This is a genomic window from Streptomyces sp. SID3212 (assembly GCF_009865405.1).
GTDB lineage: Bacteria > Actinomycetota > Actinomycetes > Streptomycetales > Streptomycetaceae > Streptomyces.
The window spans coordinates 1-17671 of sequence record NZ_WWJY01000104.1 but is presented as its reverse complement, the minus strand read 5'-3'; the positions used below and the strand labels follow the sequence as shown (position 1 = coordinate 17671).

Genomic DNA, 17671 nt, shown 5'->3' with positions numbered 1-17671 from the left:
GGCAGCCCGCACGGGTCCCCCTCGGGGAGACCGGCGAGGACCGGCCGGCGATCCGCCGTGGCGGGCGCTATCTCGTCCTCGGCGGACACGGCGGCCTCGGCCTGGAGGTCGCCGCGCGGTTCGCCCGCGAGGGGGCCGGTACGGTCGCCCTGGTCAGCCGCTCAGGCACGGGAGACCCGAAACGGCTGGCGGCGATCGAGGCGTACGGATGCGCGGTCGTCTCCTTCGCCGTCGACGTCGCCGAACCGGGCGCCCTGGCCGCCGTGGTCGCCGGGTTCCGGGAGCGGTTCGGCGCCCTGCACGGCGTGGTGCACGCGGCCGGCACGCTCAAGGACGGGCTGATCCGGGGCGCCACCGCCGCCGACATCGCGGCCGTCCTGCGCCCCAAGGCCGACGGCCTGCGCGAGCTGTCCTCGGCGGTCGCCGGGACCGACCTCGACTTCGCCGTCCTCTTCGCCTCCGTGTCGGGCACCTTCGGCAATCTCGGCCAGGCGGGCTACGCGGCGGCCAACGCCTATCTCGACGCGTTCGCCCACGCCCACGGCGAACCGTGGATCAGCATCGACTGGGGGCTGTGGGGCGAGGTGGGCATGGGCACCGCCGCCGCCGACCAGTTGCGCCGGCGCGGGGTACGGCCGCTGGGCACGGCCGAGGCCCTCGACGCGCTGACGGCCGCGCTGCGGGGGAACGTACGGCAACTGGTGATCGCGCACCCGGATGTCGATCCCCGCGCCGAGCGTGCGGCGGGGCGCGAGGAGCGGCCGGAAGAGCGGCCTGCCGTGGGGGAGACGTCGGACGCGGCGGGCGTGGCGCCCGGTTCGGCGACCACGGACCGTATCCGCGACGAGCTGGCCACCTTCCTGGGGGAGCGTCTCGGCGTCGGCACCTTCGACCGGACCGCGCCCCTGGCCGATTACGGCATCAACTCCATCATGAGCGTGGAGCTGTCGGAGGAACTGTCCCGCCGCTGGGACGTCCGGCTCCCCGCGACCTTGTTCCTGGAGTACGCGGACTTCGCCGGTCTCGTCGACGCGCTGACCGAGCGCTACGGGGTGAGCCCAACGTCAACACCCCTCACTCACGGGCCCGTTGAGCCACCCGTACCGGCAACAACCCCACAGACAACGGCACTCCGGACGTCCCCACCCCACCCCCACCAAGTCCTGCCGCGCGCCGACGACATCGCCGTGATCGCCGTCTCCGGAGACCTGCCCGGTGCCACCGACCAGGCCGCGTTCTGGCAGCTGCTCCGTTCCGGCGGCCACGCCTTCACCGACGTCCCCGCCGAACGCTGGAGCGCCGACGCCCACTTCGAGGACCGCGGACCGCACATGACGGGGACGTACTGCCGTACGGGCGCCTTCGTCTCCGGGATCGACCGCTTCGACCCCACGTTCTTCGGCGTCTCCGTCCGTGAGGCCGAGGAGATGGACCCCCAGCAGAAACTCCTCCTCGAACACGCCTGGTCGGTGATGGACGACAGCGGTCTCGCGGGCCGCCGGGACATCGGTGTGTTCGTCGGGGCCACCTACACCCACCACCGCGACGCCCGGGGCCTGGACACCATCGGCCCGCACACCGCGCTGGGTTCGATGAACGCGCTGCTGGCCAACCGGATCTCGTACGCCCTCGATCTCACCGGCCCCTCCCAGACCGTCGACACCCTGTGCTCGTCGTCCCTCGTCGCCGTGCAGCAGGCGGTGACGGCCCTGCGCACCGGCCAGTGCGGCGCGGCGATCGTCGCCGCGTGCCACGTCGGCCTCACGCCCTGGTACTACCGCAGCCTCAGCCAGCTCGGCGCGCTGTCGCCGACGCTGCCCCGGCCCTTCGACGACCGCGCCGACGGGTTCGTGCCTGGCGAAGGCGCGATCGCCGTGGTCCTCAAGCCGCTGGCCGACGCGGAACGGGACGGGGACCGCGTCCTGGGGGTCGTCAAGGGAGCCGCCGTGAACCACGGGGGCCGGGGCAGTGCCCTGCCCGTGCCCCGCAGCGAGGCGCAGGCCGCCGTGATCCGCGCGGCCCTCGCCGACGCCGAGGTGCCGGCGGCGGACATCACCCTGGTCGAGACCCACGGCACGGCGACGCGGCTCGGCGACCCGATCGAAATCGCCGCGCTGGCCGAGGTGTTCGGAGGGGACGAGGAGCGGCACGACCCGTGTTTCCTCGGGTCGGTCAAGGCGAACATCGGGCACCTGGAGCCCGCGAGCGGGCTGGCCGGCCTGGTGAAGGTCCTCCTCTGCCTCCGGCACCGGGAGATCCCGCCGCTGGCCGGTTACGAGACACCCGGCACGCACATCGACCTCGCGGCCGGCCCGTTCGTCGTCCCCACCGAGCCGATGCCGTGGCCGTCGCGGGCGGAGCGTCCGCGACGGGCCGGGATCAGCGCCTTCGGCATGGGCGGCACCAACGCGCATGTGGTGGTCGAGGAGTACGTGGCTCCGGCGCGGGTGGCCCTTTCCGTCCCCGGGGAGTCTTCCGCTTCCCTGATCCCGTCCGTGTCCGTGTCCGCCAAGCGGCAAGTGCCCGTCGAGCCGTCCCGTACCCACCTCCTCGTCCTCTCCGGACACACCCCCGAGGCACTCGCCCGCCGCGCCGGTGACGTGGCACGCCTGCTCGCCTCCGACCCGGCGCCCGATCTCGGCGCCCTGTGTTTCTCGGCCGCCGTGGGGCGGGACCACCTGCCCCACCGGATCGCCGTGCTCGGCGCGACGGCCGCCGACCTGCGGACCGCCCTGGACCAGGCCCTTCGCGCCCCGGTCGTCCCCGGCACGGTCGTTCGCGGCGCGACGCCCGAGGACCACGCCCTCACCCGCCTCGCCCACCGCTACACCGCCGGGGAGAAGCTCGACTGGCGGCGTACGTTCGACACCGCACCCCCGCGCCGGGTGTCGCTGCCCGCCTACCCGTTCCGCGACCGCGCGGATTCGCCGGAGCCGACACCCACCCCCGTAGGAGAGGTCACACCGCCCGACCCACTGGGTGAGGTGGCCGCGCGCGTCACGCGGGCCCACCGGGTCTTCGGCGACGAGACCGTCCCGGCCGCGCTGGTCCTCGCCCGGGGATGGGAACGACACCCCGTCCTGGAGCGGATCACACTGGTGGCGAGGGGAGTGGGGGAGCACCCGCTCGTCAGCGACCTGGACGACCGGGTGTTCCCGGAGACCGTGACCTTCCGGTACGGGGACCTGGTCATCGCGCGGCTGACGCCGGGGCCACCGGCCCCCGTACCGGATCAGGCCGCACCGCCACCATCACAGGACCTGCACCGGCTTGACGCTCTCCGGGCTACCTACACGCGGACCCTCGAACCGGACGGCCTGTACGCCTGGTTCGCCGCCAAGGGCATGGAATTCGCCGCGCCGCTGCGGGCGTTCACCCACATCCACTACAGCACGGCGGGTGTGCTGGCCCGGATCGGCGGCGACGACGAGAGTCCGGCGGTACGCGCGGTCGTGGCGCTCGACGCCGCGCTCCAGAGCATGGCCGTTCTCACCCTCGCCGACCCGGCCGCGTTCACCTCGACCTATCTGCCGGTGTCGGTGGGCCGCGCGGTACGCCGCTCCGACCCGGCGCGCGCCAGGTACGTACACCTCCGTGCCGTCGAGCAGGAGCCGGACGGCACACGGCGGGGCGACGTGACCCTGCTCGCCGCAGACGGCGAGGTGGTCGCCTCGCTGGACGACGTGGTGTACCGGCCGCTGCCGAACGCCGGATCCGAGCCGGAGGCCGGGACGAGGGCGGGGACCAGGTCGCGTTCCGTGGCGCGGGGGCCGCTGGTGCCGGTGGCCGGGGAGGAGGCCGTCACCCTTCTCGTACGTGAGGTCCTGCGCGACCCCGGCATCGGGCCGGACACCTCGCTCTCGTCGGCCGGCCTGGACTCCATGCTGGCGACCTTGGTCGCGGCGGAGATCGAGGAGCGGCTGGGGGTGCGCCTGGGCCCCACGGACGTGCTGGCGGCCCGGGACTGCCGGGCGTTGGCCGCGACGGTGGGGGAGCGGGCGCCGGAGGAGGGCCCTTCGCCGGTCGCGGACGTCACCGAGGCCGTGGCCGACGCGGTGGAGCCCGCTGTCTCCGAGCCTGCCTTCTCCGCGCCCGCCCAACCCACCGTCCGTACCAAGGACATGGCCGTCATCGGGATCGCCTGCGCTCTCCCCGGCGCCCCTGATCCCGAGCGCTTCTGGGAGTTGCTCTCGCGCGGTGGCAACGGCGTGGGACAGGCTCCGCCGTCGCGCTGGCAGGGCGCCGAGCACGGTCGTACCGCCGCTACCGCCGCCGGTGGATTCCTCGACAACATCGAGGAGTTCGACGCCCGCTTCTTCGACTTCTTCCCGAAGCAGGCCGAAGTCCTGGACCCCCAGGCGCGCTGGCTGCTCCGCACGACGTGGGAGGCGCTGGAGTCGGCCGGGGTACCCGCAGCCGCCGTCCCGGCACGTACGGGCGTGTTCGTCGGCGCCAGCTATCAGCACTACAAGGACCACAACATCGCGCCGGAACTCGACGCGCCCAGCGGCCTGGGCAATCACAACGCCTTCCTCGCGAACCGGGTGAGTTATTTCCTGGATCTGCGGGGTCCGAGCATGACGATCGACACGTTGTGTTCGTCGTCGCTGGTGGCGTTGCACACGGCTGTACGGAGCATCCGCGACGGCGAGTGTGAACAGGCGGTCGTCGCCGGGGTCCGGCTCGCGATGTCGCCGCTCCACTACACCGCCATGACCAACCTGCGGGCCCTGTCGCCGACCGGCGCGTCCCGGGCGTTCGACGCGGCGGCGGACGGGTTTGTGCCGGGGGAGGGCGTGGTCACGGTGGTGATCAAGCCTCTCGCCGACGCGCTACGGGACGGTGACCGGGTCCGGGGTGTCATCAAGGGGAGCGCCGTCAACCACGGCGGACGCGGCAGCGGGCTCACCGTGCCCAACAGCGCCGCCCAGGACGAGGTGATCGCCCACGCGTTGAAGGACGCGGAGGTCTCTCCCGAGTCCCTCGCGATGGTCGAGGCCCACGGCACCGGTACGACGCTGGGCGACCCGATCGAGGTGGACGGCCTGACGCGGGCGTGGCGCCGGCACACGGACCGTACGCAGTTCTGCGCGATCGGTTCTTCCAAGACCAACGTCGGCCACCTCGAACCGGCCGCCGGACTCGTGGGGTTGGTGAAGGTGCTCCTCGCCCTGGAGCACGAGGAGATCCCGCCGACCTTGCACGTGACGCGCCCCAACGACCACATCCGCTTCGAGGACACCCCGTTCTACGTGGCGGACCGGCCGGTGCCGTGGCCGCGTACCGACCGGGCGCCGCGACGCGGTGGGGTGAGCGCCTTCGGGATGGGCGGGGTCAACGCGCACGTGATCGTGGAGGAGGCGCCCACGCTCGCTCCGCGCGAGCCGCTGTCCGCCCGTGACCACGTCCTGCGGGTGAGCGGGGCGACCGAGGAGGCGGTACGGCGGCTGGCCGCCGCGTACGCCGACCGGTTCGCCGCGTCCGCCGGGGACCGGGAGACCGCCGACCTCTGCCACTCGGCGAACGTCGGCCGCTCGCAGCTGAGTTGCGAGACGGCCGTACGGGGTCGCGGTGCGGCGGACCTGGTGGACGAACTGCGCGCCCTCGCCGACGGGCGGCCGTTCACGGCCGAACCGCGGCGTGATCCCTCCTTCTGGGCGTCGTTCTCGGCGCCCGGATCGCGGATCGTGGACCTGCCCACCTATCCCTTCGCACGCGGGCGCCACTGGCACGTCAGGCCGGCGGCCGTCCCGCCGCCCACCGCGCAGGGACGGGCGGAGCGGGAGTTGGAGCCGGAGCCGGAATCTGTGGCGGTCCCGGTCCCGGTCCCGGTCCCGACCTCGGTCGCGGACGTCCCGGCGGACAGGGGAGTCCCCGAGGCCTGGCGTATCGCCTGGCGCGCCCAGCACCTCCGTCCTGAACCCGGTCCGGACACCGCCGGGGATCCATTCCGGGGCAGCACGGCCGTTCGGGTGGTCGCGGGCGACCGGAACACGGCCCGCGCGATCACCGCCGCCCTGCGGGACGTGGGCGTCCCGGTCGCGGAGGAGGGCAGCCCGGCCGGCGGGCTCGTCGTGGTCGCGGACACCGCCGTACACCCCGACACGGAAGGGGAGTTGCGCGACTTTTGGGCCGACCTGCGCGCCCACGTCACCGCCCTGCCCGCCGGCGGGAAGCTGGTGTGGGCCGACCGGCTGTCCGCTGTGGTCCACAGCGACGAGCGGACCCGGCTCCGCCCCGAGGCCGCCGCCCGGGTGATGGCCGTACGGGCGGCCTGCGCGGAGAACGGGCTCGCCGTCGCCACGCTGGACCTGGACCCGGCGGACCCGGTCGCCGCCCAAGCGGCTTTCGTGGCCGCCGAGTTCGCGGCGCTGCGTCCCGGCCACGACACCGTGGCCGCCTACCGGCGCGGAGCCCGCTTCGTACCGGAGCAGGTCCCTGCCGTTCCCGGGCCTCCCACCAAGCTGACCGTGGACGGGTACTACCTGGTCACCGGTGGACTCGGCGCCGTCGGGCGGCAGTTGGCCGGGCATCTGATCGAGCGGGGCGCCAAGCGGGTCGGCATCGTCGGCCGCTCGGTGATCGACACCGCGCGTTCCGTCCCGCTGGCGGAGCTGCGGCGCCGGGCCGAGGTGGACTACCTGCCCTGCGACATCGCGGACGAGGACGCCCTGGCGTCGGTCGCCACGCGGTTCGGACAGGGGTGGGGACGGCTGCTCGGCGTGGTGCACTCCTCCGGCGGTGTGAACCCGTTCGGCGCGGTCCGCCGCAGGGAGTGGGCGGACGCGGCGAAGGTCACCGAGCCCAAGATCGCGGGTTCGCGCCATGTCGTACGCCTGGCGAAGGCGGAGGGCGCCGAGTTCGCCGTACTGGTGTCCTCCATCGCCGGTGTCCGGCCCGAAGCGGGTCGGGGCCTGGTCGACTACGCCCTCGCCAACGCCTATCAACTGGCCCTGGCCGAGCGGGAGAACACCTCCGCCACGGTCGTCACCGCCCACGCCTGGCCGAACTGGACCGGTACGGGCATGGAGGCCGCCGCCTCGTACGCCGCGGCCCACGCGCTGACCGTCGACCAGGCCTTGGAGGGCTTCGCCGGGCATCTGCGCGCGGGCGGGAGCGTGCTGTTCCCCGGGACCGCGACGGCGTCTCCCGTGACGGGCGATCCGGCGGTGGCCCCGACGGTGATCCGGACGACCGCCCCGGAGGTGGCTCCTTCGACCGGGTCCCGGGCGGCCGGCGGCCGGAGCGCCGAGACCATGACGGGCTTCGTCCGTGCCGCCTTCCTCCACGTACTGGGCGAGGACCCGGGCCACCGGATCCTGCCGGAACTCGGCCTGGACTCCCTGGCCATCGCGGAGTTGGCGACCGCCATCGAGCAGCGCAGCGGCCGTACGGTCGACCCGTCCTTCCTGATGCGGGCGCGCACGGTGGACGACCTGGGGGCACGACTGGCCGCCTCCGAAGCCGATACAGGCAGACGCACAGGCGAGGTGGTTCCCCCGGAGCCCGGCCCCCTCCCGGAGCCCGGCCCGGCCGGCTCGCCGGACTCCACCCTCAGCGCGCTTCTCCGCCCTCTGATCAGCCGTGGTCAGCCCCGGCGCACCGACGACCGTACGAAGGGAGTGCTGTGACCGACGACAGCCCGATCGCCGTGATCGGTATGGCCGTTCGGCTCCCCGGAGCCGAAGACACGGTGGACCTGAGCCGGATGGTGACGCGCGAGGACGTCGAGGTCGACGAGGTGCCCGCGAGCCGTTGGGCACGCGACCTCTACCGGGGTGAGGGCCGTCATCAAGGCACCCACCACCGTGGGGCGTTCCTCCAGGACCCGTTCTCCTTCGACCACGACGCGTTCGGGATGACACCCGAGGACGCGCTCCTCCTCGACCCCCAGCAGCGGCTCATGCTGGAGGTCGGGGCCCGCGCCCTGGAGGACGCCGGCTATCTCGGCACCCGGCGCAGACTCGACGCCGGTGTGTTCGTCGGGGCCCGGATGAACTCCTACGGCTTCGACCACGGCCGGGGGCTGTCGCCCGACCCGACCGAAGGCCCCGGATCCCACCCGGCCTCCCACCCGCCGGGATCCCGCCCCGGATCCCACCCGGAATCCCGCACCGGCGGTCCGGTCCCGGCGGCCCTCTGGGGCCGGTCGCAGAACTTCGTGGCGAGCTGGCTCTCCGACCGCTTCGACCTCTCCGGTCCCAGCCTGGTCGTGGACACCGCCTGCTCGTCCTCCCTGACGGCGGTCTGGCTCGCCTGCCAGAGCCTGCGGACGGGCGCCTGCGAGCTGGCCGTGGTCGGCGCGGTCGACCTCCTCATTGACCCCCTGACCTTCGTCCTGCTCTCCCGTACGGGCGCGCTGTCCAAGGACGGCCTCTGCCACACCTTCGACGAACGGGCCGACGGCTATGTGCCGGGGGAGGGCGCGGCATCGCTCGTGCTCAAACCCATGGCCGCCGCGCGGGCCGACGGCGACCTGATCCTCGGCGCGCTCACCGGCGTCGCGGTCAACAACGACGGCCGCACCATGGGCGTCACCACTCCCAGTCTCGAAGCGCAGGTGGAGCTGTTGACCAAGGTGTACGGGAAGGTCGATCCGTCGACCGTCCAGTACATCGAGGCCCACGGCACCGGCACCGCCATCGGTGACCCGATCGAAGTGCGGGCGCTGACCGAGGTGTTCGGGAAGTCGGGCGTGGGCCGGGGCTCGGTGGCGCTCGGCTCCCTCAAGCGGCGGATCGGGCACCTGCACTCGGCGTCCGGCCTGGCCGGGCTCGCCAAGATCATCACGTGTCTGCGCGACGGTGTCCTGCCCGCCACCGCCGTCGAACGGCCCAACCCCCGGCTCGGGTTGGACGCGGGCCCCTTCCACCTGCCGAAGACCTCGGGGCCTTGGCCGGGGGCGGAGATCCGGCGTGCCGGAATCAGCGGCTTCGGCTTCGGCGGCACCAACGCGCATGTGGTGGCGGAGGCCGTCCCAGCGCCCCGGCCGGGCGGCGACGGCGTGGCAGCTGGCACCGGTCGTGGCCCGGACGGTTCGGGTACGCGACGGACGGTGGAAGTCCTGACGCTGTCCGCGGACAGCCCGGACGGTCTGCGTGAACTGGCCGCGCAGTGGACGGAGTTCCTGCCGTCCGTCGCCGGCGACCTCGCAAGCGTCTGCGCCACCGCCCGCCTCGCCCGGCCGCACCGCGCCGAGCGGCTGGTGGTCACGGGCGCCGACGCCGACGCGCTGGTCACGGCACTGCGGTCCCGGCTGTTGGGCGCGGACGTGCCCGGCCCCCGGAACCCCTCGTACACGGTGGCGGTACGGCCCGTCGAGGCGGCGGGCCCGCCCTCCTGGCTGTCGGCGCTCCACCGCTCCACTCCCTCGGTACGGGACGTGGTGGCGCGCTTCGAGGAGGCGTCGGGACTCCGACTGCCCCGGTTCTCGGGCCTGTTGCTGAGGATCTGCGCCGGGGTGGCCGCCACCCTGGCCCTGCGGGACCTGGGGCTTCCCGAGCGGGCCGTGGATCTCCCCCGGGGCTGGGAAGCGATCGCCGGTTTCGCCCAAGGCCGGGTGACGCTCGAAGAGGCTCTGGCCGAGGTGCTGAGCCATGAGAACCGCGCGCCGGACGGGACGGGGACGGTCGCCGGAACGCCGCCCGGGGAGCTGTGCGGGAGGTTGGCCGCCGCCACGGACGACCAGCAGGTGGAGGCCGTGTTCGCGGCGGTCGCCGCCGAGATCCACGAGTCCGGCCAGGACGTCGACTGGCACACCTACCAGGCGGACACGACCTGGACGAAGCGGCAACTGCCCTTCGCTCAGCCGCGAGGAAGGTCCCTGGACCTGCGCGAGCCCCTGCGCTCGCCCGAACCCGGATCGCCGACCGTCCTGTCCACGGACCCGGAACCCCGCACCGGGACGGGCGCCGGCGGCCGGGGTGCGGGATACACCTTCTCCCGCGTCTTCGGACCGGGCGAAGTCCCCATCGCCCAGCACTCGGTGTACCGGACGATCATGCTTCCCGGTGTCGCGTGGTTCGACTTCCTGCGCCAGGGAGTCGAGTTGCGGGGAGACAGCTTCCACGGAGTACGTGACGTCCTCTTCCACCGGCCGTTGATCCCGACGGGGGCGGTGCGGGTGGTGTGCAGGGTGGACGGCGACGGGAGCTTCACGGTCGAGGAGGCCGGGGCGGGGGACCCGTACGTGACAGGGCGGTTCGCCACTGATCCCGGCCCCGTACCCGCGCCCGAACCGGTGGACGCCCTGCTGTCGACGTGCTCCCGGCTGCATGCAGGTTCCGGCCTCTACCGCTGGCTGCGCCGGATCGGCTACCACCACGGCCGCTACTACCGCAACATCTCCTGGGTCGCCGCGCTCCCGGGCGGCGGCACCCTGGCCCGGATCGAGGGCGGCCGGCAGCGCGACCTGAACCCGCCCGGTGTCCGGCTGTTCCCCGGGCTGCTCGACAGCGTCACCATCGCCGCGATCGACCCGGACAACCCGGTGTTCGGCGCGGAGGACGCGACCGCGTTCATCCCGCTGTCCGCCGACCGGGTGCTGGTCCACGGTTCGCTCGACGAGGCCGCGTACGTACGGACCGAGGTCGCCTTCTGGAACGAGGAGGCGTGCCGCGTCACCCAGGTCGTGACGGACGCGACGGGCAAGGTCCTGCTCGTGTTCGGGGACATCGCGTCCAAGCGGGTGCCGCTGCTGGCCTTCGGCGGGGAGAAGGAGACCACGGCCACGACACCGGCGGTGGTACGGGAGACCGGGGCGCGTCAGGACCAGGCGGCGGTACCGGTGTCGGCATCGGAGCCAGTGCCAGAGCCAGTGCCGGCGTCGGCGCCGGCGCACGTGTCCGTCCCGGTGGAGAGCGTGGCGCACAGCTCGCCCGACGGGCGGGTGCTCGCCTGGTTCCTCGACCTGACCGGGATCTCCGCCGAACACGCGGACACCGAGTTCCTCTCTGCGGGCTTCGACTCGGTCGGCCTCGTCGCGCTGAGCGAGCGGATCTCGCGGGAGTACGGTGTCCCGCTCTACCCGACGGTGTTCTTCGAGTACCCGACGCCCCGCGCCTTCGCCGCCCATCTGCTCGGCGAGGCACCGGAGTTCGTCGCCGCACTGGAGAAGACCAACCCGACGGCGGCCCCGCAGGAGACGGCGAGCCCACCCGAGGCGGAGCCGGTGAACGATCCGGAGCCGCCACCGGCACCCGCCCGGAAGCCCACGCCCCCACCCGCACCGGCCGCCGCGTCCACGCCCTTCAAGGGCTCACCACGCGACATAGCCGTCGTCGGCGCCGCGATCCGCGTGCCGACCGCCCGCACATTGAAGGACTACTGGTCGCTTCTGAGCGAGGGCCGCGACACCGTCGGTACGGTGCTGGCCGGCCGCCGAGGTCACCACGGGAACGGCAGCGGCAATGACAGCAGCAACGGCAGCAGTAACGGAGCGAACAACGGCCGGTCCACCCGACCCCACGCGTCCTTCCTGGAGACCGTGGACGAGTTCGACCCCGCCCCCTTCCGGATCTCGGCCCGCGAGGCTCCCCTCATCGACCCGCAGGCCAGGATCGTGTACGAGACGATCTGGGAGGCCCTGGAGGACGCCGGCCGCCTCGGCGACCGCGCCCGGGAGAGTCGTACGGGACTGTGGATCGCGTACAGCCACGACCACTACCACGAGGAGCGGGCACGCCACGGCGTGGCGGCGGGGCGGGGTCTCGGGCTGGAGGCCATGATCCCGAACCGGCTCTCGTACCTCATGGACTGGCACGGCCCCAGCGTCGTCGTGAACACCCTCTGCTCCTCCTCGCTCGTCGCTCTGCACACCGCGCTCCAGCACCTCCGCGCCGGTGACATCGACACGGCGGTGATCGGTGGGGTGCACGCCGCGATCAGCCCCGAGTACTTCAGCTCGATGGGCGACCTGATGGCCCTCTCGCCACGCCACCGGTGCCGCGCGTTCGACGCCTCCGCCGACGGGTTCGTACCGGGTGAGGGAGCCGCCGCGATCGTCCTGCGCCGCCACGAGGACGCCGAGCGCGCGGGGGACCGGGTACGGGGCCTGGTCAAGGGGGCCGCCGTGAACCACGGCGGACGTACCACCCGCTACTCCGCACCCAGTCCGCGCGCCCAACGCGAGGTGATAACCGCCGCGTTGGCGGACGCGGGGGCGGGGGTCGGCGTGGAGTCGATCGGGATGGTGGAGGCGCACGGGACGGGGACGAGTCTGGGTGATCCGATCGAGGTGGACGGTCTGACCCGGGCCTGGCGCCCGCACACCGACCGTAGCCAGTTCTGTGCCATCGGCTCGTTGAAGAGCAACATCGGCCACCTCGAACCGGCCGCCGGACTCGCGGGGTTGGTGAAGGTGCTCCTGGCGATGGAACACGAGCAGATCCCGCCCACGCTGCATGTGACCCGTCCCAATGACCACATCCGCTTCGAGGACACCCCGTTCTATGTGGCGGACCGGCCGGTGCCGTGGCCGCGTACGGACGGTGAGTCTCCCCGCCGGGCCGCGTTGAGCGCGTTCGGGATGGGTGGGGTCAACGCCCACGTCATCATCGAGGAACCACCGGCCGTACCCGTACCCGTACCCGTATCCGTGCCCGCGCCGGAGCTTCCGGCGCAGGACAGCCACGTCCTCCGGGTGAGCGGTGCGACCGAGGAAGCGGTACGGGCCCTCGCCGCCGCCTACGCGGACGAGTTGGAGGCGCTGCCCGCCGGCGTCCTCGGCGACTTCACCTTCACCGCCAACGCGGGCAGGTCCGCCCAACGCCACGGCGTCGCCGTACGCGGGGCGACGGGAGACGAACTCGCCCGGCGCATGCGGGAGATCGCCCGGGGCGAACTGCCCGTGTCCCGGCGGTCGAACCTCCCGGAGCCGACCGCGTTCCTGTTCACCGGGCAGGGATCGCAGTACGCGGGGATGGGCCGGGGGCTGTACGAGGCGGAGCCGGTGTTCCGCGCGGCCGTGGACGAGTGCGCGGAGCTGGCGGACCCGTTCAGCGAGCGGCCGTTGCTTGACGTGCTGTTCGGTGGCAGCGAGGGCGGAGTGCTCGACCGGACCCGGTTCGCGCAGCTCGGGATCGTGAGTGTGCAGGTGGGTCTGGTGCGGCTGCTGGAGTCGTGGGGGATCCGCCCGGGTGCCGTACTGGGCCACAGCGTCGGCGAGTTGTCCGCCGCCTGGGCGGCCGGGGTGCTGTCCCTGGCCGATCTGATGCGGTTGACGGCGATACGCGGCCGACTGATGCAGGAGTGCCCGGCGACGGGCACGATGGCCGTGGTGCACGCGGACGCCGACGCCGTACGGGCGGCGCTGGCCCGCCATCCGGGTGTGGAGATCGCGGCCTTCAACGCCCCGCGCAGTGTCACGGTGAGCGGTCCCGCCGCCGACCTCGACGCGTTCTGCCGGTCGACGTCCCACCGGACCCAGCGGCTGACCGTCAGCCACGCCTTCCACTCGGCGGCGATGGACCAGGCGCTGACTCCCTTCGCGGAGGCCGTCGCCGGTACGGAACTGTCCGCCCCCGGCATCCCGTTGATCTCGACGCTGTCGGGCGACTGGCACACCGCGTCCACGGTCACCGATCCGCGGGTGTGGGCGGAGTCGATCCGCCGGCCCGTGCTCTTCGCAGCCGGGCTGGCCCGGGTGCGCGAGGCGGGGACGCGGGCGTTCTGGGAGATCGGCCCGAGCCCCGTCCTGACCGCCCTGGGGCGGAGCTGCCTGCCGGATCCGGAGATCCGCTGGTCGCACACCCTGCGCCGGGGCCACCCGGACCAGGAGCAGCTGCACACCGCTCTGGTCGCGCACCACAACCAAGGACACACCGACATCAGCTGGGACGCGGTCCACCAGGGCCGGGCCCGGCACGTCACCACCGTCCCCACCTATCCATTCGACCGGCAGCGCTTCTGGATCACGGAATCAGCCGCCCCACCGGCCGCTCCCCTCCCGCGCTCCCTCCCACATTCCCCACTGCCTTCCCTGTCCCCTCCCCTCCCTGGTTCCTTCCCGAAGAAAGCGTCAGCGATTTCATGAGCACCGAGTACGGACTGAAGCGGCACTTCAACGGCGACGCGGCTCGCCTTCTCGGCGGGAAGATCCGCGCGGTCCACCCGGAATTCGACGTCGACGGCTATGCCGCCGAGGTCGAGCGGCTGATCCCCGGAAAGGAACTCAAGGACCGCGTCCTCGTCCTCGCCGAGGGCCTGCGCACCCGGCTCCCCGAGGACTACGTCGACGCCGTGGGCATCCTCGTCTCCATCCTGGAGGACGAACTCGCCGAGGGCGAAGGGATGTTCAACGTCAGCTGGTTCCTGATGCCGGTCGCCCGGTTCGTCGAGGAGTACGGTCTCGACCACCCCGAGGTGTCCCTGGACGCGCTGGTCGAGATCACCAAGCGGCACACGGCGGAGTACGCGATCCGGCCCTTCATCGAGCAGCACTACGACCTGACGATGAAGCGCATGCCCGCATGGGTCACCGACCCGAGCCACAACGTCCGGCGCATGGCCAGCGAGGGCACGCGGTCGCGGCTGCCCTGGGCGCGCACCCTGAGCCTCTTCGTCAAGGACCCGGGACCGGTGCTGGCGGTGCTCGAACCCCTGCGCAGCGACCCTTCCGAATACGTCCGCAAATCTGTCGCGAACAACCTCAACGACATCTCCAAGGACGCGCCCGGACTCGCCCTGGCCACCGCGCTGCGCTGGACCGAGGAGAGCCCCACCCCCGAGACGGCGTGGATCGTCCGGCATGGCCTGCGGACCCTGGTGAAGAAGGGCGACCAGACCGCCCTCGCGATCCTCGGCGCCACCGGGGGAGAACACATCAAGGTCCCCGCACTCCGCCTCACCCCGCGCACACTGACCCTCGGCGACACCTTCGTCCTCCGCGCGGATGTCGAGAACACCGACACCCGCGCGCACAGCGTGGCCGTCGACTACGTGCTGCACCTCGTCCGCAAGAACGGCCGCACGATCCCCAAGGTCTTCAAGCTCTCGACCCTCGAACTCGCCCCGGGCGAGCGCAGGACGCTGGAGAAGGCCCACACGATCAAGGAGATCCAGACCCGCGCCTACTATCCGGGCGAGCACCTCGTCGACCTCCAGGTGAACGGCCGGGTCCTGGCCACGGACCGATTCGATCTAGAGCTGTGACGCGCCGTCGGTACCACCTCGGCGAGGACGATCCCGTCGTCCGCGACCACCGCGTCGGCGGGGTGCCCGTCCTGCCGGCCGCCGCGCAGATCGACGCCGTGCTCTCCCTCTGCGACACCGCACGCCCGGACAGCCAGTGGCAGCTGGACCAGGTGGCATTCCTCGCACCCCTCGCCCTCCCGGCCCCTTCCTCGCGTCAGAGGAGAGGAGTTGAGGTCGAGGTCACGATGGAGGACGCGGAGTGCGCGGTCCGCTCCCGCCCCCACGAGGACGCCGCCTGGGTGACGCACAGCCGCGCCCGGGCGACCGGCCGGGCCCTCCCACCGCCCCCCTACCTCGACGTGTCCGGCCTGCGCGCGGGCTGCGCCGAGGTGATGCCGCTGTCCGGGGTCGACGCGTGGCGGGCGGCGAGCGGCATCACGTACGGACCGGCGTTCCGGGCGATCCGCTCGGTCCACCGGGGGCCGGGACGGATCCTCGCCCTGCTGCGGGAGCCCGAGGACCCGGCCGGGGCGCGGCCGGCCGTCCCTTTCGTGCCGCCCGCGCTGCTCGACAGCGTCTTCCAGTGCCTGGGCCTGCTGGACGACGGCACGGCCGGGGCGTGCCTGCCGTGGTACGTGGGGCGGATCACCGCCCGCCGGCGGATCTCCGGCACCGTACTGGCGCTGGTCGAGCGGACGGACACCGGGGACGGGGACGGCCTGGAGACGGGATCAGGGACACCTGCGGCCGGGGTCGTACGGGGCCGGGCCACGGTCTGCAACCAGCAGGGTGAGGTCCTGCTGACGCTGGACCGGATCACCTTGAAGAGCGCGGGACCGGCGTCCGGCCGGACGCGTCCCCTGCCGGTTCCACCGCCCGGAGGCTCGGTGACCACACCGGTCTGGCGTGTGTCGGAGCAGGCGCCGCACCCCGAACCGCCCGTCCTCACCGGTCCGTTGCTCATCGTGTCGGACACGGCCGCCGATGAAATGACGGCCCGTCAGGACGCGGTGGTACGTCTGGCTCCCGGCGACCTGTCGGAGGACCGTATCGACGCTGTTCTCGCCGAGACCGACTTCCGCGAGGTCGTCCATGTCGCCCCGCGCGGTGTCACCGAGGCAGGGGAGGTGCGGGCCGCCCTGCACGGCGTCTTCACCCTCGTCCGGCGCCTGGCGGCGCACCCGCCGATGCCCGACCTCACCTTCGTCACCCACTCCGCCCAGAGCGTGACCGGGGAGGAACAGGTCGAGCCCTTCCAGACGGCGCTGTGGGGACTGGCCCGCACCCTGCGGACCGAGTACCCGCGCGCGTCCGTCCGGCTGGTGGACCTCGCCGGGCACCACCCCTCCGAACCACCGCGCCTGCTGGACACACTCCCGCGCACACCGCCGGAAACGGCCCTGCGGGACGGCACCCGGTACGAGCCGTCGCAGGCACCCTTCTCCCCGGCGGCCGAGGCCCCGCTCCTGCCCGCCCTCTCCGGCGGGAGGTTCCTCGTCACCGGGGGCATGGGCGGGATCGGGCTGCACGTGGCGGAGTTCCTGGCGGCGGAGGGCTGTGCCGGGCTCACCCTCATGGGGAGGACGGAGCCGGCGGAGGGGGAGGCGCGGGAGCGGCTCGACCGGCTCGCCTCCCGCTGTGACCTGCGGATCGTCCGCGCGGACGTGAGCGATCCGGGCGACACCCTGCGCGAGGCGGGGCCGTTCGACGGTGTGTTCCACGTGGCCGGCGTCCTGCGTGACGGCCTGGCCCGCTCGCTGACCCCCGACCGTATCGACGAGGTCCTCGCACCCAAGATCGGCGGCGTGCACGCGCTGGACGCCGCCTTCCCGCCGGACGCCAGACCGGGGTTCTTCGCGTTGTTCTCGTCCGTCGCGGCCGTCCACGGAAACCTCGGACAGAGCGGTTACGCCGCCGCCAACGCCTACCTCGACGGGTACGCGGCCCGCAAACGCGCCCTGGGCGAACGGTGGTTCAGCCTCGGCTGGGGACTGTGGACCGTCGGCATGGGCGAGGGGATCGCCGGGGCCGCCGCGTCGCGCGGGATCCCCGCGCTCTCCGCCGACGAGGGAATCGCCCTGCTCCGTACGGCCCTCGGCCTGCCTCCCGCGCACTACATCCTGTCCGCCGTTCCCGAACCGAAGGACGAACAGATGACTCTCGTGGCCTCCGAAGCCGGGCTGTGGCCGTCGCTCTCCGCGATCCTGACACGGACACTCCACCTCAGCGAAGTGACCCCCGAGGACAGCCTGTTGGACCTGGGCCTCGATTCGATGATGGCGGTCGAGGTGGCCGCCGCGCTCGCGGCCGGGGGAGTGGACGTCGACCCGGTGACCTTCTTCGAACACGCCACGGTGGGCGAGCTGGTGAGACATCTGGACGCACGCGTCGGCGCGTCCCCCGCGCAGGCCGTCGCGCCCGCCCCGGCACCGGCCGCGGCGCCGATTCCCGTACCGATTCCCGTACCGGCTCCCGTACCGGCTCCGGTGACGACTCCCGCCCCGGCTCCGCTGTCGGACCAGCTGCCCGAGCCGGTCCG

4 protein-coding genes are annotated in these 17671 nt (G+C 73.0%); all 4 read left to right on the top strand.

What is annotated here, in order from left to right; genetic code table 11:
• Positions 1–7631: SDR family NAD(P)-dependent oxidoreductase (locus GT042_RS02970; protein WP_161307128.1), on the top strand; the 7631-nt coding region annotated here is incomplete at its 5' end.
• On the top strand, positions 7628–14032 hold the full coding sequence (locus GT042_RS02965; protein ID WP_345943662.1) for a beta-ketoacyl synthase N-terminal-like domain-containing protein: 6405 nt from the start codon (positions 7628–7630) through the stop codon (positions 14030–14032). The genes GT042_RS02970 and GT042_RS02965, both read left to right, overlap by 4 nt.
• The gene (locus tag GT042_RS37975; protein WP_202532281.1) at positions 14029–15150 is read left to right on the top strand and encodes a DNA alkylation repair protein; all 1122 of its coding nucleotides are present in this window, start codon (positions 14029–14031) and stop codon (positions 15148–15150) included. Before GT042_RS02965 ends, GT042_RS37975 begins: the two co-directional genes overlap by 4 nt.
• A partial coding sequence (locus GT042_RS40045) for an SDR family NAD(P)-dependent oxidoreductase (protein ID WP_345943661.1) occupies positions 15147–17671 on the top strand: 2525 nt, incomplete at its 3' end. The genes GT042_RS37975 and GT042_RS40045, both read left to right, overlap by 4 nt.